Origin of the sequence: Stenotrophomonas sp. 169, assembly GCF_014621775.1 — a bacterium.
Taxonomy (GTDB): Bacteria; Pseudomonadota; Gammaproteobacteria; order Xanthomonadales; family Xanthomonadaceae; genus Stenotrophomonas.
In genome coordinates, this window is sequence record NZ_CP061204.1 from 2429858 (window position 1) to 2456419 (window position 26562).

Genomic DNA, 26562 nt, shown 5'->3' on the forward strand with positions numbered 1-26562 from the left:
GCGCCCGCGGCTGCGGCTGCGGCTGCGGTAGAGCCGACTTCAGTCGGCTGCTTGTATCCGCAGGCGACTGAAGTCGGCTCTACCAGATCCACACCACGTCCGAGAAGGGTCCGTTCGTGATCATCCGCACGCCGGTGGGAGGCGAACAACCCACCAGCCCAAACAACTCAGCGGTGCCGTGCCTGCAGCAGATCGCGCACATCCTGCAGGCCCAGCCCGCGTGCCCGCAGCAGCACCAGCAGATGGAACACCAGATCGGCGGCTTCGCCCAGCAGTTCTTCGTCACCCTGCGCAACTGCGGCCAACGCGGCTTCCACTCCCTCCTCACCCACCTTCTGGGCGATGCGGCGGATGCCCCCATCGAACAGCGACGTCGTATAGCTGCCCGCCGGGCGCTCCGCTTCGCGTGTACGCACCAGCTGGTCAAGTTCGCCGATGAAGTCCTTTGCGGCCTGCGGGAAGCAGCTTTCCGCACCGGTGTGGCAGGTCGGTCCTGCCGGCCGCGCCATCACCAGCAACGTATCCGCGTCGCAGTCAACCGCGATGGACTGCACCACCAGCACGTTGCCGGACTGCTCGCCCTTGGTCCACAAGCGATCCTTGCTACGGCTGAAGAAGGTCATGTGACCGTGCTGCAGAGTGACCTGCAGTGACTCGGCGTTGACGTAACCCAGCATCAGCACCTGCAGGCTGTCGGCATCCTGCACGACGGCAGGCAGCAGCCCATCGCCCTTGCCCCAGTCCAGGCCCGCCAGCGCCGCACGGTCGGGCAGCACGTTGATGATTGCAACTTCAGTAGACATCCCGCACCTCGATCTGTTGTTCGCGCAGATAGCGCTTCAATTCGGGAATGGCGATGGCGCCGCTGTGGAACACGCTGGCGGCCAAGGCCCCATCCACGTCCGCCTGGTCGAAGACCTGGGCGAAATGTTCCGGCGTACCTGCCCCACCCGATGCGATCAGCGGCACGTGGCAGGCCGCGCGCGCATGGCGCAGCTGCTCCACGTCATACCCGCGCCGCACCCCATCACTGTCCATGCAGTTCAGCACGATCTCACCGGCACCGCGCTGCTGCACCTCACGCACCCAGTCCAGCGTACGCAGCGCCACCGCCTGCGTCTTGGACGGGTCGCCGGTGAAGCGGCGCACCCGCCACTGTCCGTCGGGCTCGCGCACCGAATCGATACCCACCACCACGCATTGCACGCCAAATGCCTCGGCCAGCTCGCTGATCAGCTCAGGCCGACCCAATGCCGGGGAGTTGATCGAGATCTTGTCCGCACCGGCATGCAGCACGCACCGCGCGGTCTCCACGTCACTGATGCCGCCAGCAACGCAGAACGGGATGTCGATCAGCCGCGCGATGCGCTCGATCCATGCGACGTCCACGCTGCGCCCGTCCGGGCTGGCACCGATGTCATAGAACACCAGCTCGTCCGCGCCCTGATCGCGATAGCGAAGCGCCAGTTCGGCGATATCGCCCATGTCCACGTGGTCGCGGAAGCGCACGCCTTTCACCACGCGGCCATCGCGTACGTCCAGGCACGGAATGATGCGGCGACTCAACATGCCAGTGCCTCGGCCAGGTCCATGCGCTGCTCCAGCAGCGCCTTGCCCAGGATCGCGCCGCTGCAGCCTGCCGCTCGCGCGGCGACCACATCGGACACGTCGCGGATGCCACCGGAGGCCTGGATCGCGACGCCGGGCAGCAGCGCGGCGAGGTGCCGATAGAGGTCGATGTTGGGTCCGGCCAGCATGCCGTCACGGGCGATGTCCGTGCACAGCAGGTGGCGCATCCCGGCGGCAGCGTAACGCTGCGCCAGCGCATCCAGGGTGACACCGGCATTCTCGGTCCAGCCATGGATCGGCAGCTGCCAGGTGCCCGCCTCATCCTGGCGGGCGTCCAGCGCGATCGTGATGCGTTCGGCGCCGAACTCCGCCAGCCAGCCGATCACCGCCTCCGGCTCACGCACGGCCAGCGACCCCACCACGACGCGGCTCGCGCCTGCGTCAAGGATACGTACCACGTCATCGCGGCCGCGCACGCCGCCGCCGGTCTGCACGTCCAACCCAGCCTCGGCACGGATCTGCCTCAGCAGCGGTGCCAGCGTGTAGCCACCGGCGCGTGCAGCGTCCAGATCCACCAGATGCATCCAGCCCGCGCCCTGTGCGGCGAAGGCCTGCGCACGCGGAAGCGGATCATCGCCGTAACGGGTTTCCTGTGCGTAGTCGCCCTGGCGCAGGCGCACCACGCGGCCTTCGCGGATATCAAGGGCGGGATAGACAATGAAGCTCATGCGGCGGTGTCCTGCAGGAAGTTTTGCAACAGCAATGCGCCGGTATCACCGGAACGCTCGGGGTGATACTGCGCACCGAAATAGCGACCATGCTCGACCACCGCGCTGAACAGCCCGCCATGGTCACAGGCGGCGACCGTGTGGGCATTCAAGGGCGCCGCGTAGCTGTGCACGAAGTAGGCACTGGCGCGCTCCGGGATACCGCGCAGCAACGGCGACTCACGCAGCGGCAACAGGCGGTTCCAGCCCATGTGCGGCACGCGTATGCCGGTGGCGGGCACCAGCTTGCGCACCGTGCCGGGGATCAGTCCCAGCGTCTCGACGCCGCCCTCTTCCGATCGCTCGAACAGCAACTGCATGCCCAGACAAATGCCCAACAACGGAACCTGCAACTGACGCAGTGGCTCGAACAGGCCTTGCCCATGCAGCCGCTGCATTGCCGGCACCGCGGCGCCCACGCCAGGCAGGATCACCCGTGTTGCGCCGCGCAGTTCGTCGGCGTTGCGCACCAGGCGCACCTCTGCACCCAGACGTTCCAGCGCGTAGCGGACCGAGCCGAGGTTGGCCCCGCCCGCATCGATCAGCGCAACGGCACTCACAGCGCCCCCTTGGTGCTGGGCAGGTCGGTGCCCTGGCGGGCCACGGCCGTGCGCAGTGCACGGGCGAGTGCCTTGAAACAGGCTTCGACCTTATGGTGATCGTTGTCGCCGCGCACCTGCAGGTTGAGGTTCAACCCGGCCGCGTCGCACAGAGAACGGAAGAAGTGCGGCACCAGTTCGGTTGGCAGGTCACCCACCCGCTCGCGCTTGAACTCGCCGTCGAAGACGAAATACGGACGGCCGCTGAAATCCAGCGCCGCACTGGCCAGGGTTTCGTCCATCGGCAGGGTGAAGCCGTAGCGGCCGATGCCCCGCTTGTCGCCCAGCGCCTCGCGCAGCGCCTGGCCCAGCGCAAGCCCCGTATCTTCGATGGTGTGGTGCTCGTCGATATGCAGGTCACCTTCGGTCTGGATCCGCACCGAGATGCCGCCGTGCTTGCCGATCTGTTCCAGCATGTGGTCGAAGAACGGCAGGCCCGTGTGTATCTGCGGCTCCGCTGCTTTGTCCAGATCCAGCTCCACGCGGATGCGCGTTTCCTTGGTGTTGCGCTGGAGGACAGCCGTGCGCGGTGCATCGGCAAGCGCGTGTGCGATACCGGGCCAGTCCCACTCGCCACCGAACTCTTCGGTACGTAACTGGAAGCCGCGGATGTTGAGGTTGTCGGCGAACTCGATATCGGTGGGGCGGTCGCCCACCATCGCCGAGCGTGTCCAGTCGATGCTCCGGTCCTGCAGATACCGCGTCATCAGGCCGATGCCGGGCTTGCGCGTGGGCAGGTTCTCATGCGGCCACGAACTGTCGATCAGTACGTCACGGAACCGGACGCCTTGGCTTTCGAAGACGTGCATCATCAGCGCGTGCGGTGGATCGAAAACAGCGCGTGGATAGCTGTCGCTGCCGAGCCCATCCTGGTTGCTGACGATCACGAACTGCCAGCCCGCATCGCGCAGCCGGATCAGGGCAGGAATCACGTCCGGCACGAAGCGCAGCTTCTCGTAAGCGTCGATCTGGTGGTCGGCCGGTTCCTCGATCAGGGTGCCGTCGCGGTCGATGAACAGAATGGGGGTCATGCGGCAGCCCTCCGGGCCGAGAGCGCGGCAAGCACGCGTTGGTTTTCTTCAGGACTGCCGATGCTGATCCGCAGCGCGTCGCCCAGCTGCGGCGCTGCGCGCTGGTCGCGCACGACGATGTCGGCCGCCAACAGGGCATCGAACGCGGCCTGCGCATCATCAAAACGCACCAGCAGGTAGTTGCCGGCAGACCGGTAGACGCGGCGCACGCCGGGGGCTGCCTGCAAGGCATGGAACAGGCGCTCGCGCTCGGACACGACGCCGGCGATCCGGTCACTGGTCTTCGCCAGTACCGCAGGCTGCAGCGCAGCCACCGCCAGTTCCGCACACGGCTGGGGCACGGGATACGGCGCTTGGCAGCGGCGCAGCACGGCAATGAGCTCGGGCGCTGCAATCAGCGTACCGATGCGCGCCGCGGCCAACGCGTGCGCCTTGGACAGCGTGCGCAGCACGGCGATGTTGGGGTGCGCTGCCAGCAACGCAGTGGCCGAGGCCTGGCTGCTGTACTCGATGTAGGCCTCGTCCACCACCACTATGGCCTGGCCCTGCAATGCCTGTGCAGTACGCACGACATCCGCGGTGGCGATTTCGCTGCCGGCCGGATTCGAAGGGGAGCACAGGAACACCAGACGCGCACGATGTTCGCGTGCCAGGTCGATCACTGCGTCGATATCCACCTGCAGCCCCGCAGGCGCATCCAGCAGCGGAATCTCCAGCAGCGGCGCACCCTGCAGGCGTGCGCACACGGCATACATGCCGAACACGGGCGGTGTCACCAGCACGGAATCGATGCCGGGACGGCAGAATGCACGCACCAGCAGGTCGATGGCCTCATCGCTGCCGCGGCCGACCAGCAACTGCGCGGGCTGCACGCCGTACACATCGGCAAGTGCCCGCAGCAGTGCCGGCGGCTGCGGATCGGGATAGCGTCGGCTGCTGCCCTTCGCATCGGCCGGGTTCGGCCACGCCGATTCGTTGGCGTTCAACCAGACCGAGCCCTGCACGGCGCTGCTGCGCGCCGAACTGTAGCCGGCGAAGGACTGCAGGTCCGGGCGCAGCAGGTCCAGCACCGCCTGTATGCCCTCGCTCATGCCAGGGCCTCCATGCGCAGTGCCACGGCACGCTCATGCGCGTCCAGGCCCTCCGCACTGGCAAGAATGCGCGCGCAACCGCCGATCGCCGTGATGCCTTCAGCGCTGGCGCTCTGCACACTGATGGTGTTCTGGAAACTGGCCACGCTGACCCCGCTCCAGGCGCGTGCCGCACCGGCCGTTGGCAGCACATGGTTGGTGCCACTGCAGTAGTCACCCAGTGCTTCGGGGGTGTAGTCACCCAGGAACACCGAACCGGCGGCCTGCACCTGGCCCAGCCACGCACGCGGTTCGCGCAGCGCCAGGATCAAGTGCTCCGGCGCATAGCGGTTGCTGATATCGAAGGCATCCTGCAGGCGATCCACCTGGATCAACCGCGATGCCGACAAGGCCTGGCGGGCAATGGTTTCGCGCGGCAGCAGCGCGACCTGGCGCTCCACCTCCGCTTCCACCGCCTGCAGCAGCGCCTCGTCATCGGTGAGCAGCAGCACCTGGGAATCCGGGCCGTGCTCGGCCTGCGACAGCAGGTCTGCGGCGACGAAGGCCGCGTTGGCGCCGGCATCGGCGATCACCAGCACTTCGGACGGGCCGGCCGGCATATCGATCGCCACCCTGCCGTCCTGCGCGACCTGCTGCTTGGCCTCGGTGACGAAGCTGTTGCCGGGGCCGAACAGTTTGTCGCACGCAGGCACGCTGGCCGTTCCGTACGCCATCGCAGCGATCGCCTGCGCGCCGCCCAGCTTGAACACGCGTTGCACACCGGTCAGACGCGCCGCGACCAGCACCGCCGGGTCAGCACTGCCATCAGCACGCGGCGGCGTGCACAGCACGACCTGCGGGCAACCGGCCAGCGCTGCCGGCACGCCGAGCATCAGCGCGGTGGATGGCAACGGGGCACTGCCCGCAGGCACGTACAGACCCACCCGGCCGATCGGCCGGATCATCCGCTCACAGTGCACGCCGGGGGCGGTTTCCACCGAATAGCCCTGGCTCATGCCGGCTTCGTGGAAGCGCGTGATGCGTGCCGCCGCTTCTTCCATCGCCGCACGCAGCGCGGCAGGCACGGCCTGCTCGGCGGCGTCGAACTCGGCCACCGATACCTCGATGTCATCGAGCTGCACCCGGTCGAAACGCGCGGTGATCGCGCGCAGCGCGTCATCGCCGTCTGCACGCACCTGCGCGATCAATGCCGCCACGGCCTCGCGCGTCTGCGCGGCAACGGCCTGCACGGGGCGCTGCAGCGCGTCGCTGCGCGACAGTTCATCCAGTTGGGACCACATCAGACGATTCATGCCAGCGACCGCTCCACGCTCAATACCATCAGGCCCTGCGCGCCTGCGCGCTCCAGTTCTTCCATCCGCTGCCACGACAGCGGCCCCGGGCACATGGTCTGCAACCTCAGCGCACCGTCATCGGCGGGCAACCGCACCAGCGGCTCGGCATCGGCCAGCAGTGTTTCCAGTGCCGCGATGCGCGACGGATCGGCGCGGAACATCAGCAGCTTGCGATCCTGCACCTGCACCACGCCATCCAGCCTGCGCAGCAGCATGGCCAGCAACGCGCCGCGCGCGTCGTCGGGGGCATGCACGGCGCCGGCCAGGACGGCTTCGCTCTCCAGCAGGGTCTCCACCGGCTTGAGCTGGTTGGCGCGCAAGGTGCCGCCGCTGGACACCAGGTCGCAGATCAGTTCGGCAGTTCCCAAGCGCGGTGCGATCTCCACCGAGCCGGACAGTTCGACCACCTGCGCGTCGATTCCGCGCGCAGCAAGCCAGTCTTTCAGGATGGCCGGATAGCTGGTGGCGATGCGGGTGCCGGCCACCTGCGCCGGACCCTCCCACTCCCATTCTTCGGGGACGGCCAGCATCAACCGGCAGGCACCGAAGCCCAACCCGCGCAGTGCCTGGAAGGCCGGCTTCAGGCCGCGCTGCACGCGCGCCGCGCCCTGCTCGTCCAGCTCGTTGCGGCCGACGATGCCAAGGTCGCACACGCCATCGGCGATCAGCCCGGGGATGTCATCGTCGCGCACCAGCAGCAGATCCACCGGCAGTGATTCGCCATAGCAGAACAGCTTGTCGCGGCTCTCGCGCCAGCTCAGGCCACACGCGCTGAGCAGGTTGCGCGCGGGTTCGGCCAAGCGCCCGTTCTTCTGGATGGCGATACGCAGCCGGTCTCGTGCCGGGGCTGCCTGGAGTGCACTCATGGGGGAAAGTCTCTTGGAATTCAGGGGTGGAGCATTCGGTTCAGCGCGTGGCGAGGCGCGCGATGGCGGCAGCGTAGCCACGGTGGCCATGCTCCAGTGAACGGGCCACGCGACCGGTAGTGGTCACGCTGACGCCGGTGCGCTCATGGATCTCGCGGTACGGCACGCCCTGCTGCAGCAACGGCACCACTTTCCAGCGGTCGGCAATGGCTTCCAGTTCCGCCGGGGTGCACAGGTCACGCAGGAACGCGGCGACCTCCCCGACGTCATCCAGCGCGGCGAATGCGTCAGCGAGCGATGCAAGGTCGGCCTGGGTGTCTTTCGGGTTCGGGGCAGGACGGGCTTTCATGGGATCGCAGCAGGTATCAATGTAATAGCGTGCTAGTACATTATCGCAAACCCCGGTGACCGGTCAAATCCCGTGCAAAAAAAACCCACCGGTGAAGGTGGGGTGGTTCGGCGGCACGTGTCTTGGGGATCCCTCTCACCGAGCGAAAGGGATCCCACCCCGGCCAACCCTCACGCCATGGCGCGGGCCTGCTCCAGTTCGACCTGCAGCGTGCTGGCCAGCTCGTCGCGGGATACTTCGAACTGCTGTTCGCGCAGCAGGTCTTTCACTGCCACCACGCCGCGCGCCAGCTCGTCTTCGCCGGCCAGGACGACAAAGCGGATACCCGCCTTGGCCGCGTACTGGAACTGCTTGCCGATCTTCTTCGCTTCCATCTGCACCTCGGTGTTGATGCCACCGATGCGCAGCCGGCGGGCGATGTCCAGCGACTGCGGCATGCCCTGCTCGTCCATCAGGGCGACCAGCGCGTGCACGCTGCTGGCCTCGATCCCTTCGATCAGGCCGGCTTCGCGCAGCTGCCAGAACAGGCGGGTCAGGCCGATGGAAATGCCCACGCCCGGCAGCTTGGACCTGCTGTAGTGGCTGGCCAGGTCTTCATAGCGCCCACCCGAGCAGATCGAGCCGATCTGCGGGTGGTCGGTGAGCATCGTTTCATACACCGTGCCGGTGTAGTAATCCAGGCCGCGGGCGATGGAGAAGTTCAGGCAGTACGCCTGCTCCGGCACACCCAGCGCCTTCACCAGCTGCAGCACTTCGCGCAGCTCCGCCACGCCGGTGCGCAGCGTGTCCGTCGCCGCCGCGTCGGCCTCCAGCAGCGCCAGCTGCGCCAGTGCATCGTCGTGCCCCTGCGAGCGCACCGCCACGAAGGCAAGGATCCGCTCGACCTGATCGGCCGGGATGTTGAAGTCGGCGCCGACCAGCGTCTCGCGCACGTAGTCCGGTCCGCGCTTGTCCAGCTTGTCCACTTCCCGCAGCACGGCCAGCTGGCGTTCGCCCTCGGCTACGCCCAGGGTTTCGAAGAAGCCGCGCAGCAGCTTGCGGTTGTTCAACTGCACGGCGAAGTCACCGATGCGCAGTTCGGCGAATACCGCATGGATGACCGCCAGCACCTCCGCGTCGTAACGGATGCTGAGCGCATCCTTGCCGATCACGTCGATGTCGCACTGGTAGAACTCACGGAAGCGCCCGCGCTGGGCCCGCTCGCCGCGGTAAACGCGCTGCATCTGGTAACGGCGGAACGGGAACGTCAGGTCGTGTTCGTGCTCGGCCACGTAGCGGGCCAGCGGTACGGTCAGGTCGAAGCGCAGGGCCAGTTCCGGCAACGAGGCGTCCTCGGCCTGCGCTGCATTGGCCAAGGCACCGGTGGACTGGACGAAATACACCTGACGCTCGGTTTCACCACCGGATTTGGTCAGCAGCACGTCGGACAGCTCGAACACCGGCGTCTCCACCGGCAGGAACCCGAAGCGCTCGTAGTTGCGGCGGATGACGTCCAGCATGCGCTGGAACGCGATCTGCTCGCGCGGCAGCAGTTCCATGATGCCGGGCGGGGTACGGGGCTTGATCACGTGGGGCTCCTGCAGAAAACGGGGGAAGGGCAAGGGCGGTCATTGTAGCGGCAGCGCCGCCCGCCGCGCCCGCGTCCGGGCGCATCGGCCACATGTCGTATCATGGCCACTTCCCCTCGCAGCGCGCTTTTCCCCCCACGCCATGTCGCGGTTCGATTCCAGCCCTGCCGATGCCTTCCGCCCTGCCACGCCCGGCTGCTCGACATTGGACTGCATGCACTGTTCGGTACGCCATCTGGCGGTCTGCTCGGCGCTGTCACCAGAAGAAGGCCAGGCGCTGGAGGCCGTAACGGTGTCCCAGCAGGTGGCGATGGGCAGCACGCTGGCCCGCAGTGGTGAACCTCGCCACCATGTCTATACCTTGACGCAGGGCGCATTGCGGCTGGTGCGCACGCTGTCCGACGGGCGCCGGCAGATCAACGGGTTCGTCTTGCCCGGCGATTATCTGGGCCTGAGCGGCAGTGATCTCCACCGCCACGATGTCGAAGCGATCGCCGACAGCCGCGTCTGCCGCGTATCGGTGGCCCATATGCGCGAGCTGCGTGATCGCTACCCGCACCTGGAGCGAAAATTGTTGCAGCGTGCCTGCCAGGCGCTGGACGATGCGCAGGATGCAGCACTGTCGCTGGCACGCCTGCAGCCACCGGAGAAAGTGGCCGATTTCCTGCTGCGGCTGGCCGAGCGCGAAGTGCGCCTGGGGGGCGTGGCCCTGCGTGTCACCCTGCCGATGGGGCGTGGAGACATCGCCGATCATCTCGGGCTGACGATGGAAACCGTCAGCCGCACCTTCACCCGCCTTCGCCAGCAGGCGCTGATCGCCCTGCCCCATTTGAACGTCGTGGAGATTCTCGACGAACCCGCCCTGCGTCGACTGGCCACCGGCTGAGCCGTTCAAGGCCGCGCAGCGTCGGACGGAATCCGCCGAGCGTGGCTCGGCGCTACGCGAATTGGCCGCTTCGTGATCATCGGGTAGCGCCGACCCATGGTCGGCGAGCGCAGCGGCGCGGCCGACGGCGGGCACTACAACGTCGGACGGAATCCGCCGAGCGTGGCTCGGCGCTACTGCTGCAACACCGCCCGCAGCGCGGCATAGTCCGCCGCCAGCGGCTCGGCATGCGTCGGCCGACGCAGCAGCGCCTCCAGTGCAGGCGGCACCTCCAGTGCGGTGCCGATCAACGGCTCCACCACCGATTCGAACTTCGCCGGATGCGCGGTGGCGACGACCGCCCAGTCCCCCTTGGCACCCTGCGTACGAAGATCATCCAGCACCCGCACGGCCGTCGCGGTATGCGGACAGAACACCTCGCCGGTGCTGGCGAACGCACTGGCGATGGTCGCGCGGATCGCCACGTCGTCCACACTGTGTGCGGTGAACGCCTCCCGCAGCGCGCGATCATCCCCCGCGAACAGCCAGCGCAGCCGCTCGAAGTTGCTGGGCGCGCCGACGTCCATCGCATTGGCCGTCGTGGGCACACTCGCACCCGGGCTGAAATCTTCGCCGGCGAAATAGCGCGGCAGCACATCATTGGCATTGGTCGCCAGCACGATGCGTCCGATGGGCAGGCCCACGGCGCGTGCCAGGATCGCCGCCATCGCATTGCCGAGGTTGCCGGTGGGAATCACCAGGTTCAGCAGCGCGCCCCCGGCCTGCTGGTGCTGCAGCGCGGCGTGCGCGTAGTAACTCATCTGCGGCAGCAGCCGGCCCAGGCTGATGCTGTTGGCCGAACTCAACGGCACCTGGGCCTGCAGCTGCGTATCCGCCAGCGCCTGTTTCGCCAGGGCCTGGCAGTCGTCGAATGATCCGGAAACCCGGAATGCCTGCACGTTGCCGCCGAAACACCCCAGCTGGTGCGCCTGTCGCGGCGACACCCGGCCATCCGGGTACAGCACCACCACGCGCAATCCAGGCTGCCCATGGAACGCGGCGGCCACTGCAGCGCCGGTATCTCCCGAGGTCGCGACCACAATCGTCAGCGGCTGGGCATGCCCCGCCCGCAGGCGCGCCAACGCGGCAGCGAGGAAACGGGCGCCGACGTCCTTGAACGCCGCCGTTGGGCCATGGAACAACTCCAGCACGTAGTCGCCGCGACGCGCCAGTGGCCGCAGCGGCAGCGGGAAGTCGAACGCCTCGTCGCAGATCCCGGGCAGTGCATCCGCCAATACATCGCCTTCAAAGAACGGTGCCAGTACCTGCGCGGCCGTCTTTGCCAGCGAATCGGTGGCGACGAAGCGGCGCGCCGCTGGCAGCTGCTGCGGCACGTAAAGGCCGCCATCAGGGGCCAACCCCGCGGCAATAGCTGCGCTCAGTGATACCGGTGCGGACTGGCCGCGAGTGGAAACAAAGTGCATCGCACCTTCCTGAAGGGGGGGAGAGTTCACAACAGCACCGCCGCCGGTGCGGACAACGGAGATACCCACGCCTGGCTGGCGAAGCCTGCCGCAGCAAACGCGGCCTGCACCGGCGCGGCGGCGGCCTGTGCGCTGGCCTTGTCTTCAAACCAGGCAAATACGCTGGGCCCGGCGCCGGAGATGCTGGCGCCCATCGCCCCTGCTGCCAGCGCGGCGTCACGGGCCGCCGCGAAGCCACCGATCAGCGGTGCACGACGCGGCTCGACCAGTACATCCCGCAGGCCGGCACGGACCAGTGCCGCATCGTTCTGGAAGCAACCGGCCAGCACCAGCGCAAGGTTCGCGCTCTGCGCCACGAAATCACCCAAGGCGTAACTGCCCTGCAACGCCTCGCGGGCGCGACGGGTTTCCAGCACCGCGTCGGGATGCACCAGCAGGCTGTGCCACGCTGCCGGTACCGGGATGGACACCAGCCGGTCAGCGGTGCTCAATACCAGCCCACCCAGCAGCATGGGCCCCAGGTTGTCCCCATGGCGGCCGCCGCTGGCCACCATCTCGCCTTCCAGCGCGAACGGATACAGCGCCTTACGGTCCAGGGGTGCATCAAGCAACGCATTGGCGGCCACCAGTGCCGCTACGCAGGAGGCGGCCGATCCGCCCATGCCTGATCCCAGCGCGATGCCCTTGTCGATTTCGACGGCAAAGCCGTACGGCAGTTCGAGCACCTCCTGCATCGCCATCAAGGCCGCGCCGGCCGTATTGAGCGCGGGCTCCCGTGGCAGCGGCAGGTCAGCACCCCGGATGGCGTCGATCCGCACCTCGCGCTCGGCGATCCGACGCACGGTCACCGTGTCACCGACGCCGGCGATGGCATGGCCCAGAATGTCGAAGCCGACGCCGACATTGCCGACCGACGCCGGTGCGAACGCGCGTGCGATCACAGGCGCGCCCCTTCGCCGGCGGCCACGCGCAGCAGGTCCGCGAACACACCGGCGGCGGTCACATCGGGGCCAGCCCCCGGACCCTGTACCACAAGCGGGTTGTCACAGTATCGCCGGGTGCGGAACTGGACCACGTTGTCGGTGAGCTTCAGGTTTGCGAATGCGTGGTCCAGCGGCACCTCGACCAGACCGACCGACGCGCCCTGCGGCGTCAGCGCGGCCACGTAGCGCAGCACGGCACCGCGTTCGCGCGCCTGCCGCAGCTGCTGCAGCAACACCGCGTCGTTGTCGGCGAGGCGTTGCATGAATGCCTCCACGCTGCCGCCGCGCAGCGCCTCCGGCACCAGGCTCTGCACCTGCACCTGCTCCAGGCTGAGCGTGCGGCCCGCCTCACGCGCCAGGATCACCAGTTTGCGTGCGACGTCGATGCCGGACAGGTCGTCGCGCGGATCGGGCTCGGTATAGCCCATGCCACGCGCCTGTTCCACCAGGGCAGAGAACGGCTGACTGCCGTCGAAGCGATTGAACAACCACGCCAGCGTGCCCGAAAAAATACCTTCGATCGACAGCACCTCGTCACCGGTGTCGACCAGGTCGCGCAACGTGGTGATCACCGGCAGCCCCGCACCGACGGTCGCTTCATAACGGAAGCGCGCGCCGCTGGCGGTCGCGGCTGCGCGAATGCGCTGATAGCGTTCCAGGGGCCCGGAGCCAGCCTGCTTGTTCGGCGTGACCACGTGGATGCCGGCCGCCAGCCAGCCCTCGTAACGCTCGGCCACCTCGGCACTGCCGCTGCAGTCGATCACCACCGCATGCGGCAGATGCGCTGACAGCAGATGGGCGGTGAAGCGATCCAGCTCGTTGGCCTCCCTGCCCTCCTGCAGCGCGGTGCGCCATTCGCCCTGCAGCGCGCGCGGTGCCAGGTACATGCCGCCGCGCGATGCCACCGCGCGCAGGCGCAGGTCGATGTTGGCCTTGCCGAGCAGCGGCCCCTGCTCGGCCTGCAACTGGTCCAGCAAGGCCGCACCGACGTTGCCCGGACCAATCACGCCAACCGCGAACGTCTGCGGCGACAGCCAGAATCCGGCATGCGCGGCGCGCAGGGCACGGGTCGCGTCGCCGCTTTCGATGGCCACTGAAATGTTGCGCTCGGAAGACCCCTGCGCGATGGCGAGGATGTTCACCTGCGCGCGGCCGAGTGACTCGAACAGACGTGCCGCCACGCCGGGCTGGCCCGCCATGCCATCGCCTACCGCCGCCAGCACGCTGACACCCGTGGTCAACTGCACGCGCTGCACCTGGGCCACCGCAAGCTCATGCGCAAACGCCTGCAGCAAGGCATCGCGGCCGCGCGCGGCCTCGTTGCCACGCACCACGCAGCAGATGGAGTGTTCGGACGACCCTTGCGAGATCATCACCACCGATACGTGTGCCTGGCGCAACGCCGAGAACACCCGCTCGGCGGTGCCCGGCACACCGATCAGGCCGGTGCCTTCCAGGTTGAGCACGGCGAGTTCGGCGCTCAGCGTCAGCCCCTTGATCGGTCCGCGCACCGAGCGCTCGGCGGTGATGCGGGTGCCCGGATGGTCTGGCTGGAAGGTATTGCGGATCAGGATCGGCAAGCCGCGCTGGATGGCCGGCGACATCGTCTGCGGATGCACCACCTTCGCGCCGAAATAGGCCAGTTCGCAGGCTTCGTCGTAGCTCAGTGCATCCAGCTGCACCGCTTCGGGCACCAGTCGCGGATCGGCAGACAACACGCCGTCCACATCGGTCCATATCTGCAGTTCATCCGCGTCGAACAGGGCGGCGAAGATCGCCCCGGAGTAATCGCTGCCATTGCGCCCCAGCGTGGTGATGCGCCCCTTGCCGTCGCGCGCGATGAATCCGGTAGCCACCACCCGCGTCTGCGGATGCCGCTGTCGCCATGCCTGCAGCCGCGCGGCACTCGTCTCCCAGTCCACGTTGACACCCAGTTCGCCATGCTCGACCACCAGCACCTCGCGCGCGTCCAGCACCGCACAGTCCTCGCCGATTGCCAGGAAATGATGCCCCAGCAGGTGCGCAGAGCACACTTCTCCCAGTCCCTGCACCCGGTCCAGCACGTCGTCCGGCAACCCACCGATCACCGCCAACGCGGCAAGCAGTTCGGCCAACTCATCGAAGCGCGCGTCGAGCCATTCCACGCTGGCCCCGGAATGTTCGCCGAGCAACGAGGCGGCTGCACCGCGATGACGCGCGCGCAGCGCATGCCAGGCATCCCGCCACTGTGGCGAGCCCGCCGCCGCCATCCGCGCGAGGTCGATCAGGCCATCGGTCACCCCTTTCATCGCAGACACCACGGTGACCTGCATCCGCTCGGGGCGCTGCAGCAGCAGACGAGCCACATGGCGGTAACGATCGGCGTCGGCCACCGACGTGCCGCCGAACTTGTGCACGACGGTGCGCGGGGGCACCGGCAAGGGCGACGCGGCGGGTTCTACGGAAACGGCACTGGACATGGCAACCTCGGTGGGAGGCCCCGCATCGCGCTCGGTGGAAGGTTTCCCCGCCACCTGGTTCGGTGCGGGGCCGTGGTTTTCGTGAGTTACGCGAAGACGACGGACCGCACCCGGCAGGTGGTGCCGGTGGTGGTGGTAATCGGGGTAATGGCCGTGCTGCTGCCGGCATCCAACCGCGCACAATCTGGCGCCGCGAAGGCGACGTGTGCGAGGGCGAAGGGAGCGGAGGCGGTGACCATGGGACTAGAAAACACCGGCGACCCCGCTGCTGTCAAGTGCTGCGCTGCAAAAATACCAGTGCTTCATATGCACGCATCGTCGGCGAAAATGGTTGCATCGGTGACCATGTCGCTGGCGCGCGGCGCGGCGGCCACGACATCGTCTTCCTCATCCAGCATGCTCGGTGATCGCGCGTGGCGTGCGATGCGCATGCGCGCACCAGAGCACCCCGGTCACCAGGCAGGCGATGGCCGCCAGCTCCAGAGCGGTGGGCCAGCGCCGTTGCCAGCCGAAGCCGTACAGCAGGGCAAACAGGGTTTCGAACACGATCATCTGGCCGGTCAGCGTCAACGGCAGCAGTCGACTGGCGCGGTTCCAGAAGGCATTGCCCAACAGCGAGGCGATGATCGCTACGCCGGCACTGACGACCCAGAACAGCCCCCACGCCCCCGCATCGTGATGCGCCGTGTTGAAGACGAAGGCCATCGGCACCAGCAGCAGCGCGAGCGCGCCGGTGACCACGCCGGTGAGCAATGACCAATCATGTGCGGACAGATCCGGGCGACGCTGCAACCAGCGACTGTTGCCCACCGAATAGGCCGCCCAGGACAGCAAGGCACCAAACGCACACAGCAGGCCCAGCACGCGTTGTCGCCACGGCGTAGCCACGTGCTCGGACACCAGTGCCTCGTAACCGACCAGGGCGACGCCTGTCAGGCACAGCAGCAGCGCCGGTGCCAGCTTGGCCAACCGTACCGCCCCTTCTTCGCGCACGCCCACCAACGTCACCACGACGGGAATCAAGCCGACGATCAGCGATGCCGCCGCACCGCCTGCCCACTGCACGGCGGTCGCCAGCAGCAGGAAATACACCAGGTTGCCGGCCAGGCTCAGCCACACCAGCCCGCGCCATTCGGCGGCACCGAGCTGCGGCGCCAAGCGCTTCCAGCGCGGCCAGAGCAGGGCCACGGCCACCAGCCCATAGATCAGATAGCGGCCGGCGGAGAGCTGCACCGCATCGAAGGCCATCAGTACGGCGGGAGCCAGGAACACCACGCCCCAGAGCGCGCCTGCCGCCACGCCATTGCCGATGCCCACACCCATCGAACGATTCATCACACCGCCTACCCTGCTGTCAGGCCGGGAAGTCTAGGGGGTGCGTGCGCGGCGTGTCTTGACCCGGGCTACGGTCGCGGGCCCGCGAGAGCGCCAGGTGGTAGGAGTACGCCCGGTTTCGCGCACCAGCGCACGCGTCAGCGCACTCTGCTCGGAATAGCCCGCACGCTGAGCGACCTGGCTGATCGGCAACGCGGTCGTGCACAGCAGATGGCGTGCCAGGCGCAGGCGCACGGCACTCAACCACGCCTGTGGAGGCAGCCCGGTTTCGCGCACGAACCAGGCATGCAGGTGGCTGACGCTCAACCCCGCCCGTCGCGCCATGCGCTCTACCGGCCACGGCTCACCCGGCGCATCCTGGATGTGGGTGCACAGCACCTGCAGACGTGCGCCACTGCCGTCAGGCGCGAACGCCTGCAACAGCTGCGGCAGCAGCGAGGCGCGATCGCCAGCGGGCGTGGCGTGCAACGCGCGGCGCAGTGACTGCGGCAGGAACAGCCAGCGCTGACGGCGCAGGTGGTCCAAGGTGTGGTCGTCGAACCACTGCAGATCGCAATCGATCACCAGATGGGCATTGCACCCCTGCCCCCTCTGGTCATGGTGCTCACCTGGGGCGACGAACACGCCCTGAAAGGCATCCAGCCGCGCCCCCTGTCCGTCCAGTTCGAACTGCAGCTCACCCCGCAGCGGCAGCACCCATTGCGCGAAGTCGTGGCGGTCGCCACCGCCGGCGTCGCCGTAACTGCGGATGTGGAAGCACGGGGTGTTCATCGGGCAAGTCTCGCGCTCGCCTTGAACCCGCGCAAGCAGGGCAAGCGGGACCAGGGTGCTTTTACGGTGCGAGAGAAACCTGCCGTTCTACAGCGCGGGTCCGATCAGGCCCGCCGGGGCAGGCGGGCTTCGAACACCACGTCCTGTGCTTCGTTGCGTGCTTCCAGTTCGCCGCCATGTGCGCGCACGAACTGGTCGGCAATGAACAACCCCAGCCCCAACCCCTTGCTGGCATGGAAGCTGGCCTTGAACGGCTCGAACAGGCGCGGCAGCAGGCTGTCGCCAATATGCCCGCGATTGCGCACGCGCAGCACGACCTGCGCCGGATCCTCGCCGTCCACCTGCACCTCGACCGGTTCGTTGCCACCGTGCACGAGCGCATTGCCGATCAGGTTGGACACCACCTGCGCCAAGCGATCCGGGTCGCCCTGCATGCGCGCATCACCGGACTGCCGCACGTCGATCGCCGCGTTGGCCTGGCCGCGTTCCACTTCCTGTACCACGGCGGTGACCACGCTTGCGGCGTTGCACGCCGTACGCTCCAGGCGCAGGCCGCCGGAACGGATGCGCGAGAAATCGAGCAACTGGTCGACCATCCGCGCCATGCGCAGGGTACTGGACTCCAGGTGCCGCAGCGTCTGCTGCGCGCTGGCATCCTGCGGGATGTCCAGCGACAACTTGTCCGCGCACAACAGGATCGCCGACAGCGGCGTGCGCAGGTCGTGGGTCAGCACGGCCATCATCGTTTCATTGAGCGTCAGCGCGCGCTCCAGCGCCTCGTTGCGCGATTTCAGCAAGCGCTTCTGCTCGTACAACTCGATGAACACACCGAGCTTGCCGAGGATGATCTGCGGTTCGATCGGCTTGTGCAGGAAGTCCACCGCACCGCTTTCATAGCCCTTGAACGCACGCACCGGATCCTGCGGCGAGGCAGTGAGGAAGATGATCGGCACATCGCGGCTGCGCGCCGAACCCCGCATCAGCTCGGCCAGCGCGAAGCCGTCCATTTCCGGCATCTGCACATCCAGCAGCGCCAAGGCGACATCATGTTCCAGCAACAGCTCCAGCGCCTCATAGCCGGAGGACGCGCAGAGAATACGCAGTCCATCACGGCGCAACAGCGCTTCCATCGCAACCAGGTTCTGCGGCACGTCATCGACGATCAACACATTGACCGGCGCTGCGTCTGCTACAGCCACGGGATGAAGCAGGTTCATTTCAAATCCTTCAGGCATCTGCATATCTCTTCAAGCGTCAGCACCGCATCGGCACCGGCACGCTGCAGGGCCGAAGCGGGCATCATCGACGCCTCGGCATCTTCGGGGCATTGCAACCAGGCTTGGCCGCCCGCATCACGCACGGCCGCCACGCCTTCGCTGCCATCACTGCTGGCTCCCGTCAGCAGGATCGCCAACACATCCTCACCAAACACGGCAGCCGCCGATTCGAACAGCGGGTCGATGGCGGGACGCGAGAACAACACCGGTGCATCCATCGACAGCGCAATGGACGACGCATCTTCGACCAGCAGATGGTAATCCGGCGGTGCGAAGGTAACCGTCCCCCGCTCCAGCGGTTGCTTGTCCTCGGCCTCGCGCACGGTCAATGCCGACGACGGATCCAGCAACTCGGCAATCCGGCTGGGCCGATCCCGCGGCAGGTGCAACACCACCAGCACCGGACAGCCCAGCGCCGCAGGCAATGCTGCCAGCACCCGCTGCAACGCGGTGACGCCCCCGGCAGAGGCGCCGATCACCAGCAGCCGCGGAAACGCAGCGCCCATCAGGCCGCCTTCCGGTACAGGCGCTGCTCCCGCGCGCAGGTTTCGAACGCGTTGCCGTGCTCGCCGAACTGCAGCGACTCCTTGCTGCCCAGCCCAAGGAAGCCGCGGTGTACCAGCGCCTCGCGGAACAGCCCCACGGCGCGATCCTGCAGCGGACGGTTGAAATAGATCAGCACGTTGCGGCACGAGACCAGGTGCACTTCGGAGAACACGGTATCGGTGGCCAGGCTGTGATCGGCGAACACCACGTTGCGGCGCAGGCGTCGGTCGAACACCGCGCCGTCGTACCCGGTGGTGTAGTAATCCGACAGCGAGCTCTGGCCGCCGGCCTGCAGATAGTTGCGGCTGAACTGGGCGATCCGGTCGATACCGTAGGTGCCCGACTCCGCCGCTGCCAATGCAGAGGGGTTGATGTCGGTCGCGTAGATGATGCTGCGGTCCAACAGCCCCTCTTCCTGCAGCAGGATCGCCAGCGACCACACCTCTTCGCCGGTACTGCAGCCGGCTACCCACAGCTTGATCGACGGATACGTGCGCAGCACCGGCACCGCCAGCTCGCGCAGCGCCTTGAAGTACGACGGGTCGCGGAACATCTCCGACACCTGCACGGTGAAAAACTGCATCGCCTGGGCAAACAGGTCCGGCTCATGCAGCAGGCGGTGCTGCAGGTCAGACAGCCGCTCGCACTCATAGCGCTGCATGGCCTGGCGCATGCGCCGCCGCAACGACGACACCGCATAGTTACGGAAATCGTAGTGGTAGCGCTGGTAGATGGCTTCCACCAGCACCTTCAACTCCAGGTCGAACAGCTCCGCTTCGTTCATTGCCGCGAGCACCACACACGGCACAGCGACACCAGTTTGTCCACGTCGATGGGCTTGGCGATGTAGTCGTTGGCACCGGCCTGCAGGCAGCGCTCGCGGTCATCGGGCATGGCCTTGGCGGTCAGCGCGATGATCGGCAGGTCCTTGTGCTGGCGCTGGCTGCGGATCTCGCGCATGGCGGTCAACCCATCCATTTCCGGCATCATGATGTCCATCAGCACCAGGTCCACTTCCATGGTCGCCAGCCGGTCCACGGCCTCGCGACCGTTGCGTGCGATCTCCAGCTTCACCCCCAACGGCTCCAGCACGCTGGACAGGGCGAAGATGTTGCGGACATCGTCCTCGGCCAGCAGTACGGTGCGGCCATCCAGCACCGAATCGCGGCGACGCGCCTCGCGCAGCAGGCGCTGCTGGTCGGTGGGCAGGTTGGCCTCCACGCTGTGCAGGAACAGGGTCACTTCGTCGAGCAGGCGCTCCGGCGAACGAGCCCCCTTGATGATGATGCTCTTGGAGTAGCGGCGCAGGCGCTGTTCTTCTTCGCGCCCCAACGCGCGGCCGGTGTACACGATGACCGGCGGGAAGCCGACGTCCTCGCTCTTGGCCATGTACTCCAGCAGGTCGTAGCCACTGCCGTCGGGCAGGGCCAGGTCGGTCACCATGCAGTCGAAGGTCGCACTGCTCAGCTGCTGCACTGCCTCGGCGATGGTGCCGACAGCGGTGATCTGCAGCTGTTCGCGGCCCAGCAGCAGTTCAAGGTTGCCACGCAGTTCGGTGTCGTCCTCGACAATCAGCAGACGGCGCACGTCTCGCTGACTGGTCTTTTCCAACTGCTGGATGGCTTCCACCAGGCGCTCGCGGGTGGCCGGCTTGATCACATAGCCGATAGCGCCCAGCTCCATCGCCAGTTGGCTGCGCTCCATGCCCGACACCACGTGCACGGGAATGTGGCGGGTCAACGGATCGCGCTTCAGGCGCTCCAGCACGCTCAGCCCGGACACATCGGGCAGGCCGATGTCCAGCAGCACGCCACTCGGGCGCAGCTCGCGCGCCATCGTCAGGGCCTCCTCGGCCGTGGTGGCGACCACGCAGTCGAAGTCCAGTTCACGCGCAAGCGTCACCAGCGCCTCGGCGAAGGTGGCGTCATCTTCCACGGCCAGGATCAGCCGCTCGCTGCGCAGGGAACCGGCACGCTGGTTCGCCGCCGCCTGCCACGCCACCAGTGACGGCGACGCGGACACCGCTGCGGCTTCACTGCGCGCCTGAACCGGGATGGTGGCCGGCGCCGCTGCAGGCACACGAGGGCTGGCAGGCGTCGATGTGGCGTGCGCGCTGCCCATCGTCGGTGGCGCGTCGGCCTGCTCGGGCGAGCCGCTCAACGGCAATTCCAACGAGAACGTGCTGCCACGGCCCAGCTCGCTTTGCACCCGGATGTCGCCGCCCATGCGGGTGGCGAGGTCGCGCGAAATCGAAAGCCCAAGGCCAGTGCCGCCATAGCGGCGACGCGTGCTGCCGTCGGCCTGGCGGAACGCTTCGAATACGGCGTCCAGTTGTTCGGCGGCGATGCCGATACCGCTGTCGCGCACCACGAAACGCACCCGATCAGGGGCCACGGCCTGCACCTGCAGGCTGACCGTGCCGTGTTCGGTGAACTTGACCGCGTTGGCCAGCAGGTTCTTCAGGATCTGCTGCAGGCGCTGGCTGTCTGCGGTGAACTGGCTGGGCGCACCGGCATCGGCCACGATCTCCAGTGCCAGCCCTTTCTCGCGCGCCAGCGGCTCGAACGTCTCGCGCAGGCGCTGCAGCGCGCCGTCGACCACCACCACCTCATCGGACAGTTCCACGTGGCCGGCTTCGATGCGGGCCAGGTCCAGGATGTCGTTGATCAACGACAGCAGGTCATTGTTCGACGACAGGATGGCCTGCGCGTACTTGACCTGCTCATCGCTCAACGTGCCGTCGCGGTTGTCGGACAGCAGCTTGGCCAGGATCAACGAACTGTTCAGCGGCGTCCGCAGCTCGTGCGACATGTTGGCCAGGAACTCGGACTTGTAGCGCGAGGCGGCAGACAGCTCGTTGGAGTTGCGCACCAGCGCAGCCTGCGCGATCAGCAGCGCCTGCTTCTGCCCTTCCAGCTCGTGCGTGCGCTCTTCCAGCTGCACGTTGGTCTGTTCCATTTCCGCCTGCTGCTGCTCCAGGTTGGTCTGGGAGTGCAGCAGGCTGCGGCTCTGCTCTTCCAGCTCTTCGTTGGACACGCGCAGTTCTTCCTGCTGTGCCTGCAACTCTTCACCCTGGCGCTGCGATTCCTCCAGCAGCTCGGCCAACCTTGCGCGCAGCACGGCCGCGCGCAGTGCGATGCCGATGGTGTCGGCGCAGCGCTCCAGCAGCACGCGGTCGAGGTGCGGAACGCGCCCCGGACGGATGCGACCCAGCTCGACCACGCCAACGATCACATCGTCGCTGAGGATCGGCGCCAGCAGGCGCTCACGCAGGGGGGTGTCGCCCAGGCTGGAACTGATCTTCAGCACGCTGCCCTCCACCTCGCGCAGGTGACGGACCTTGCCCTCGCGGACCACCTGCCCCAGCTGGCCCTCGGCCAGTCCCAGCGACTGCGGTATGCCGCCTGGCAGCGCCACGCCGCCGGTCAACAGCAACTGGTGGTTTTCAATGCGATACATGACGGCGGTCTGCGCGTTCAGCTGCTCGGCCAGCGTGGTCATGGCCGCCTCGGCGATCTTTTCCGGGCCGAGGTCACCGCGCAGGCTCATCGCCACCACGTTTTCACTCTCCTGCAGCCAGAGTGCTTCGGAGGCTTCGCGGCGGGCCTGGATTGCGCGGTTGACGATCAGCGCGATCATCAGGAAGGCGAAGCCGCCAATGGTGCGGTTGACGAACGAGAAAGCTGAATTGGTGCTCGCCGGTGCGATGTTGTAGCCCACCGCGAGGAAGATGCAGGCGGCCACAGCCACCAGCAGCGGCAACCCCGCATGGCGCTGGAACACCGTCACGCCAATGGCCAGGAAATAGGCCAACCAGACCGCATATCCAAGCGGGACAACCAGTTCAAGCGCCGCGGTAGAGGCCAACAAAGCGGCAGACAGCCCCCACACCCAGGGGTCGCGCGTGCTTGAAGCAGAGGTCATGGAGTGAGATCCCGGCACAAAGAAGTGAGATGGTAACTGAATGACCGTCGTTTCCTGCACGACTTTCGGCACGCGCCCACCTACACAGATCCTTCACACTATCGCTTCTAGCTTCACCGGCCTCAGGGGTCTTCAGCGCAGTCTCGTGGTAAACGCCGTCACCAAGCTCACCTCACAGACAGAGTCCAGCCAACAGTTGAAGCTTCTCATCGAGAGCGTCACTGATCACGCCCTGTACCTGCTCGACACGGATGGCCTGGTATGCAGCTGGAACCCGGGGGCGGAGCGGATCAAGGGATACCCGGCCGATGACGTCATCGGTACGCATTTCAGTCGCTTCCACTGCCCCACTGACCGCGATGCGGGCGAGCCGGGCCGTTCCTTGGATATTGCCGCGCGCGAAGGACGCTACGCCGGCGAAGGCTGGCGGCTTCGCAGTGATGGCAGCCGGTTCCGGGCGAGCGTGGTCATCGAGCCGGTATTTGAATCCGAGGTGCTGGTGGGCTTCGTCAAGGTCACCCGCGACATCACCGAAAGCTACCAGGCCCAGGTACTGCTGCGTGACGCGCAGCGGGCGCTGGCCAGCACCCAGCAGTTCGAGAAAGTCAGTCAGCTCAGCCGCGGCCTGGCGCACGAGTTCAACAACCTCCTGACCACCATCCACAACGCCCTGGATCTCATCGCGCTGCGCTGTGACAAAGACGACACGACCGAACGGCTGATCGGCAACGCGCAGGCGGCGGCCGACCGCGGCGCCCTGCTGACCCGCCAATTGCTTGCGTTCGGCGCCGGCCAGACCCTGGTGCGGGAGCGTGTGTCCACGGCCGATTGGCTGCAGCCTGCGCTGGCCGCCCTGCAGCAGCGCTGCCTGGCCAAACACACGCTGCAATTGCAGGTTACCCGGGTACTGCCCGACGTGCTGCTGGACCCCTCGCAGCTGGAGGCGGCCCTGTTCAATCTGGTGGGCAATGCCTGCGACGCAATGCCGGAGGGTGGGCATATCTGTATCATCGGCGACCTGGAGCGCCGGTTGGACCCGCAGGCCGACACCCCGACCTACCGTGATTTCGTCGCCATCCGGGTCCAGGATGAAGGCCATGGCATGGCGCCGGATATCGCAGCACGGGCCAGCGAACCGTTTTTCACGACCAAGGACATCGGCCAAGGCAGCGGGTTGGGCCTGAGCCAGGTGTTCGGATTCATTACCCAATGCGGCGGATTCGTCGACGTGTCGAGCACCGAAGGTGGTGGTACGACGGTCAGCCTGCTGCTGCCTGCCCTGGAGGTTCCCGCCAATGACTGACCCCATCCGCGTACTCATGGTCGAAGACCAGGAAGATCTGCGCGACATGATCGGGCTGGCCCTGCAGGACATGGGCATCGCCGTAGACACCACCGCAGACGGCCACGAGGCCGTGGCGATGATGGAAAGCGAACGCGAGTACGACGTGGTATTCAGCGATGTCAGCATGCCCAATGGCATGTCCGGCATCGAACTGAGCGAGCACGTCGCCCGCGCCCAGCCCGGTGCCCGCATGATCCTGTCATCCGGCTACGCCCGCTCGCAGCTGCCGCCCCTGCCCGGCCACGTCGAGTTCCTGCCCAAACCCTACCGCCTGCGCCAGCTGCTGGAACTGCTCAGCCCGCGCTGAAAGCGGTGGTAGCGTTGAGGGGTGGGGCAACCGGGTAGAGCCGACTTCAGTCGGCTGTATTTGACCCCAGCCGACTGAAGTCGGCTCTACCCGGCCCCGTCGAACCCAGCCGACCGAAGTCGGCCCTACGTTGCGCTCAGATCCAGCCAGCCTGACCACACCAGCTGGATGCCGATGCACAACAGCACGAAGGCCACCAGTTGCTGCATCACCACCGCGCCGGAGGGCCCCAGGCGCGTGACCACCACGATCGAGTTGCGCAGGATCAGGTAGATCACCACCGCCACCATCAGCGCCCCGCCGACCGCAACGATCGCGCCCGACAGGAAGTGCAGCGGGTGTAGCGGGTTCATCGATTCACCGTGTGCGCCCAGGGTGATGCAGGCGGAAATCACACCCGGACCGGTGGTCAACGGAAACGTGAGCGGATAGAAACTGCGCTGCATCAACTGGTCATCCGCAATGCCCGCAGCCTCAGTCTCATGCGCGGTCGGCGACGTATCGGGGCGGGGCGCCAGCATCCGCCATGCACTCGCCGCGACCAGCAGCCCACCACCAAAGCGCACCACCGCCAGCGAAATGCCGAAAACGGTCAGCACGTAGGTGCCGACCAGCATCGAGGCGATGATCACCCATGCCACGTTCATCCCGATCTGCCGTGCAAGCAGGCGCGCAAGTCCGTGCTTGTTGCCGACGGACGAAACGAAAATCGAGGCGATGCTCAGCGGGTTGATGATCGGCAGCAGGGTCACCGGGACCAGCGCCATTTCCTTCAACAGGGCGATCATGTATTCCATGTCAGCTCCACGCCAGCGGGTCATTGCCCGCCAATGAAGAGGGGCCGCCCTGTCGCACCAAGCCAGGCTCGGCGGACACAGCGGCCCCATGCAGTGCCGTCAGATCAGAAGGCGTAACGGCCGCCGAGGTAGATTTCGCTCGACACCAGGTTGGCGCTCATCTTTTCGTCCTGCAGCGAACGCGCGTTCGGGAACGCATTCCAGCCACTCTCGGTACGGCCCATGTCGACGTAGCGGTAGCCCAGGTCGAGGGTCAGCTTATCGATCGGGGAATACGCCACACCGGCGCCCAGCGACCACGACAGGTTGTCCTGGCGGCCGACGTTGTACCGGCGCGCAACCGTGCCCTGCCAGCCATCAGACTTCAGGCGGGCGATACCGATGCCGACCGAACCGTACAGCGACACCTGGTCGGTGATGGCGAAATCGCGGTACACATTGGCCATCAGGCGCTGTGCCTCGATGTAATGCACGTTGTTGCTGAGCGGGAAGGTGGTCGACCCACTGGTGAACGTGTCGGTCTTCGGCAGGGTGTATTCACCCTCCACGCGCCATCCGTTGTTGTACTTGTAGCCCAGCGCAAACGAGCCGGTGGTGAACTTGTCGTCCTGCTTGCCCGGCACGAACGCGCCGATACCCGGACGGGCGCTGTCGGCCATCTCACGCGCCTTGTGCTCGGCTGCCACGACACGGCCGGCGACATAATAGCTGCCGTCATCAGCGAAGGCGGAGGCGGACTGCATGCCGGCGAGGGCCAGCAGCGAAAGCGAAACAACTTTGATCGAGGACATGAGGGTTTCTCATTGGATGACCCGGCACCGCAGGCGCCGAGGCAGCAGAAAGAGGCGTAATTGCCTTGGCACAAAGTAGGCGGGCGCTCCGCTCTGTCCTATAGGACGGGGCTGGAATCGCGCGCGGTAAGCGTCAGGCCGCACCGATCAGTCGCTGTCCGCCGCGGTTGCACTGCGCAGCCGCGACTTGCGCCATCCGCCATGAGAACGCACCTGGCCGCTGTCGCCGGTGATCACGTAACGCGCGGCGCAGGACACGGCAACAAGCACACCGACATGCCAGCTGCGCAGCTTGGCGTACGCATAGCGAAAGCGTCTCAGGCGCATGGGTGTGCCTCCGGGGCGCTTACCGCCATATCGCGGCCGGAAGATAGAGAGGTCAGCGGCAAAGAAGCCGATCGCGGCACAGGAAACGGTGCGCATTTCCGGACACCCACCTGCCTTTCGGACAAGAAAATCAGCGAGCTACGCGCAGGATGCTTAACTCTTCAGGATCAGAGGCAC

25 protein-coding genes are annotated in these 26562 nt (G+C 66.8%); 3 read left to right on the plus strand and 22 right to left on the minus strand.

Annotation, left to right across the window (positions count from 1 at the left end; genetic code table 11):
* Nucleotides 1–167 precede the first annotated feature (167 nt).
* From hisIE to hisS, 10 genes are all read right to left on the minus strand, one after another.
* Entirely contained in the window at nucleotides 168–803 is a 636-nt protein-coding gene (gene hisIE, locus ICJ04_RS10400) for a bifunctional phosphoribosyl-AMP cyclohydrolase/phosphoribosyl-ATP diphosphatase HisIE (RefSeq protein WP_188324196.1), read from the minus strand.
* Entirely contained in the window at nucleotides 793–1569 is a 777-nt protein-coding gene (hisF, locus tag ICJ04_RS10405; protein WP_188324197.1) for an imidazole glycerol phosphate synthase subunit HisF, read from the minus strand. Before hisF ends, hisIE begins: the two co-directional genes overlap by 11 nt.
* Nucleotides 1563–2297, minus strand: coding sequence for a 1-(5-phosphoribosyl)-5-[(5-phosphoribosylamino)methylideneamino]imidazole-4-carboxamide isomerase (gene hisA, locus ICJ04_RS10410; RefSeq protein ID WP_188324198.1), 735 nt, complete (start codon nucleotides 2295–2297; stop codon nucleotides 1563–1565). The genes hisF and hisA overlap by 7 nt, the downstream gene beginning before the upstream one ends.
* Nucleotides 2294–2896: an imidazole glycerol phosphate synthase subunit HisH gene (gene hisH, locus ICJ04_RS10415; protein ID WP_188324199.1), complete on the minus strand. Its 603-nt coding sequence runs from the start codon at nucleotides 2894–2896 to the stop codon at nucleotides 2294–2296. Before hisH ends, hisA begins: the two co-directional genes overlap by 4 nt.
* On the minus strand, nucleotides 2893–3966 hold the full coding sequence (gene hisB, locus ICJ04_RS10420) for a bifunctional histidinol-phosphatase/imidazoleglycerol-phosphate dehydratase HisB (protein ID WP_188324200.1): 1074 nt from the start codon (nucleotides 3964–3966) through the stop codon (nucleotides 2893–2895). Before hisB ends, hisH begins: the two co-directional genes overlap by 4 nt.
* On the minus strand, nucleotides 3963–5057 hold the full coding sequence (hisC, locus tag ICJ04_RS10425) for a histidinol-phosphate transaminase (RefSeq protein ID WP_188324201.1): 1095 nt from the start codon (nucleotides 5055–5057) through the stop codon (nucleotides 3963–3965). The genes hisB and hisC overlap by 4 nt, the downstream gene beginning before the upstream one ends.
* Nucleotides 5054–6349, minus strand: coding sequence for a histidinol dehydrogenase (hisD, locus tag ICJ04_RS10430; RefSeq protein ID WP_188324202.1), 1296 nt, complete (start codon nucleotides 6347–6349; stop codon nucleotides 5054–5056). The genes hisC and hisD overlap by 4 nt, the downstream gene beginning before the upstream one ends.
* Complete coding sequence (gene hisG, locus ICJ04_RS10435; protein ID WP_188324203.1) at nucleotides 6346–7257, minus strand: ATP phosphoribosyltransferase; 912 nt, start codon at nucleotides 7255–7257, stop codon at nucleotides 6346–6348. Before hisG ends, hisD begins: the two co-directional genes overlap by 4 nt.
* Nucleotides 7258–7297: 40 nt before the next feature.
* Complete coding sequence (locus tag ICJ04_RS10440) at nucleotides 7298–7606, minus strand: YerC/YecD family TrpR-related protein (RefSeq protein ID WP_188324204.1); 309 nt, start codon at nucleotides 7604–7606, stop codon at nucleotides 7298–7300.
* Nucleotides 7607–7776: 170 nt separating this feature from the next.
* On the minus strand, nucleotides 7777–9174 hold the full coding sequence (gene hisS, locus ICJ04_RS10445; RefSeq protein ID WP_188324205.1) for a histidine--tRNA ligase: 1398 nt from the start codon (nucleotides 9172–9174) through the stop codon (nucleotides 7777–7779).
* 214 nt (nucleotides 9175–9388) lie between these two features.
* On the opposite strand from hisS, the gene ICJ04_RS10450 reads away from it, so the two are divergent.
* Nucleotides 9389–10060: a helix-turn-helix domain-containing protein gene (locus ICJ04_RS10450; protein WP_223202852.1), complete on the plus strand. Its 672-nt coding sequence runs from the start codon at nucleotides 9389–9391 to the stop codon at nucleotides 10058–10060.
* Nucleotides 10061–10233: 173 nt separating this feature from the next.
* Here the strand turns inward: ICJ04_RS10450 and thrC are convergent, their stop codons facing one another.
* The 9 genes from thrC to ICJ04_RS10495 form a co-directional block, all read right to left on the minus strand.
* Nucleotides 10234–11523 carry a threonine synthase gene (gene thrC / locus ICJ04_RS10455; RefSeq protein WP_188324207.1) on the minus strand — a complete coding sequence of 430 codons (1290 nt, stop codon included), beginning with the start codon at nucleotides 11521–11523 and terminating at the stop codon, nucleotides 10234–10236.
* Nucleotides 11524–11549: 26 nt separating this feature from the next.
* On the minus strand, nucleotides 11550–12464 hold the full coding sequence (locus ICJ04_RS10460) for a homoserine kinase (RefSeq protein WP_188324208.1): 915 nt from the start codon (nucleotides 12462–12464) through the stop codon (nucleotides 11550–11552).
* Nucleotides 12461–14965 carry a bifunctional aspartate kinase/homoserine dehydrogenase I gene (gene thrA, locus ICJ04_RS10465; protein ID WP_188324209.1) on the minus strand — a complete coding sequence of 835 codons (2505 nt, stop codon included), beginning with the start codon at nucleotides 14963–14965 and terminating at the stop codon, nucleotides 12461–12463. Before thrA ends, ICJ04_RS10460 begins: the two co-directional genes overlap by 4 nt.
* A gap of 387 nt (nucleotides 14966–15352) precedes the next feature.
* Nucleotides 15353–16300, minus strand: coding sequence for a DMT family transporter (locus ICJ04_RS10470; RefSeq protein WP_188324210.1), 948 nt, complete (start codon nucleotides 16298–16300; stop codon nucleotides 15353–15355).
* A 33-nt stretch (nucleotides 16301–16333) separates the two neighbouring features.
* A complete protein-coding gene (locus ICJ04_RS10475; protein ID WP_188324211.1) occupies nucleotides 16334–17071 on the minus strand; it encodes an AraC family transcriptional regulator in 738 nt (245 codons plus the stop codon).
* A gap of 104 nt (nucleotides 17072–17175) precedes the next feature.
* Nucleotides 17176–18288 carry a hybrid sensor histidine kinase/response regulator gene (locus ICJ04_RS10480; RefSeq protein WP_188324212.1) on the minus strand — a complete coding sequence of 371 codons (1113 nt, stop codon included), beginning with the start codon at nucleotides 18286–18288 and terminating at the stop codon, nucleotides 17176–17178.
* Nucleotides 18285–18854, minus strand: a complete 570-nt coding sequence (locus ICJ04_RS10485) for a chemotaxis protein CheB (RefSeq protein WP_188324213.1) — start codon at nucleotides 18852–18854, stop codon at nucleotides 18285–18287. Before ICJ04_RS10485 ends, ICJ04_RS10480 begins: the two co-directional genes overlap by 4 nt.
* Nucleotides 18854–19678 carry a CheR family methyltransferase gene (locus ICJ04_RS10490; RefSeq protein ID WP_188324214.1) on the minus strand — a complete coding sequence of 275 codons (825 nt, stop codon included), beginning with the start codon at nucleotides 19676–19678 and terminating at the stop codon, nucleotides 18854–18856. The genes ICJ04_RS10485 and ICJ04_RS10490 overlap by 1 nt, the downstream gene beginning before the upstream one ends.
* Nucleotides 19675–22818 carry a response regulator gene (locus tag ICJ04_RS10495; RefSeq protein ID WP_188324215.1) on the minus strand — a complete coding sequence of 1048 codons (3144 nt, stop codon included), beginning with the start codon at nucleotides 22816–22818 and terminating at the stop codon, nucleotides 19675–19677. The genes ICJ04_RS10490 and ICJ04_RS10495 overlap by 4 nt, the downstream gene beginning before the upstream one ends.
* 40 nt (nucleotides 22819–22858) lie before the next feature.
* Here ICJ04_RS10495 and ICJ04_RS10500 point away from each other — a divergent pair, with 40 nt between their 5' ends.
* Together ICJ04_RS10500 and ICJ04_RS10505 are read left to right on the plus strand one after the other, a co-directional pair.
* Nucleotides 22859–24121, plus strand: coding sequence for a PAS domain-containing sensor histidine kinase (locus tag ICJ04_RS10500; RefSeq protein ID WP_188324216.1), 1263 nt, complete (start codon nucleotides 22859–22861; stop codon nucleotides 24119–24121).
* Nucleotides 24114–24470, plus strand: coding sequence for a response regulator (locus ICJ04_RS10505; RefSeq protein ID WP_188324217.1), 357 nt, complete (start codon nucleotides 24114–24116; stop codon nucleotides 24468–24470). Before ICJ04_RS10500 ends, ICJ04_RS10505 begins: the two co-directional genes overlap by 8 nt.
* 125 nt (nucleotides 24471–24595) lie before the next feature.
* On the opposite strand, the gene ICJ04_RS10510 is transcribed toward ICJ04_RS10505, so the two are convergent.
* The 3 genes from ICJ04_RS10510 to ICJ04_RS10520 form a co-directional block, all read right to left on the minus strand.
* Complete coding sequence (locus ICJ04_RS10510; protein WP_188324218.1) at nucleotides 24596–25267, minus strand: MarC family protein; 672 nt, start codon at nucleotides 25265–25267, stop codon at nucleotides 24596–24598.
* Between the two features lie 104 nt (nucleotides 25268–25371).
* On the minus strand, nucleotides 25372–26058 hold the full coding sequence (locus ICJ04_RS10515; RefSeq protein ID WP_188324219.1) for an outer membrane beta-barrel protein: 687 nt from the start codon (nucleotides 26056–26058) through the stop codon (nucleotides 25372–25374).
* A 147-nt stretch (nucleotides 26059–26205) separates the two neighbouring features.
* Nucleotides 26206–26481: a hypothetical protein gene (locus tag ICJ04_RS10520; RefSeq protein ID WP_188324220.1), complete on the minus strand. Its 276-nt coding sequence runs from the start codon at nucleotides 26479–26481 to the stop codon at nucleotides 26206–26208.
* Between the last annotated feature and the right edge of the window lie 81 nt (nucleotides 26482–26562).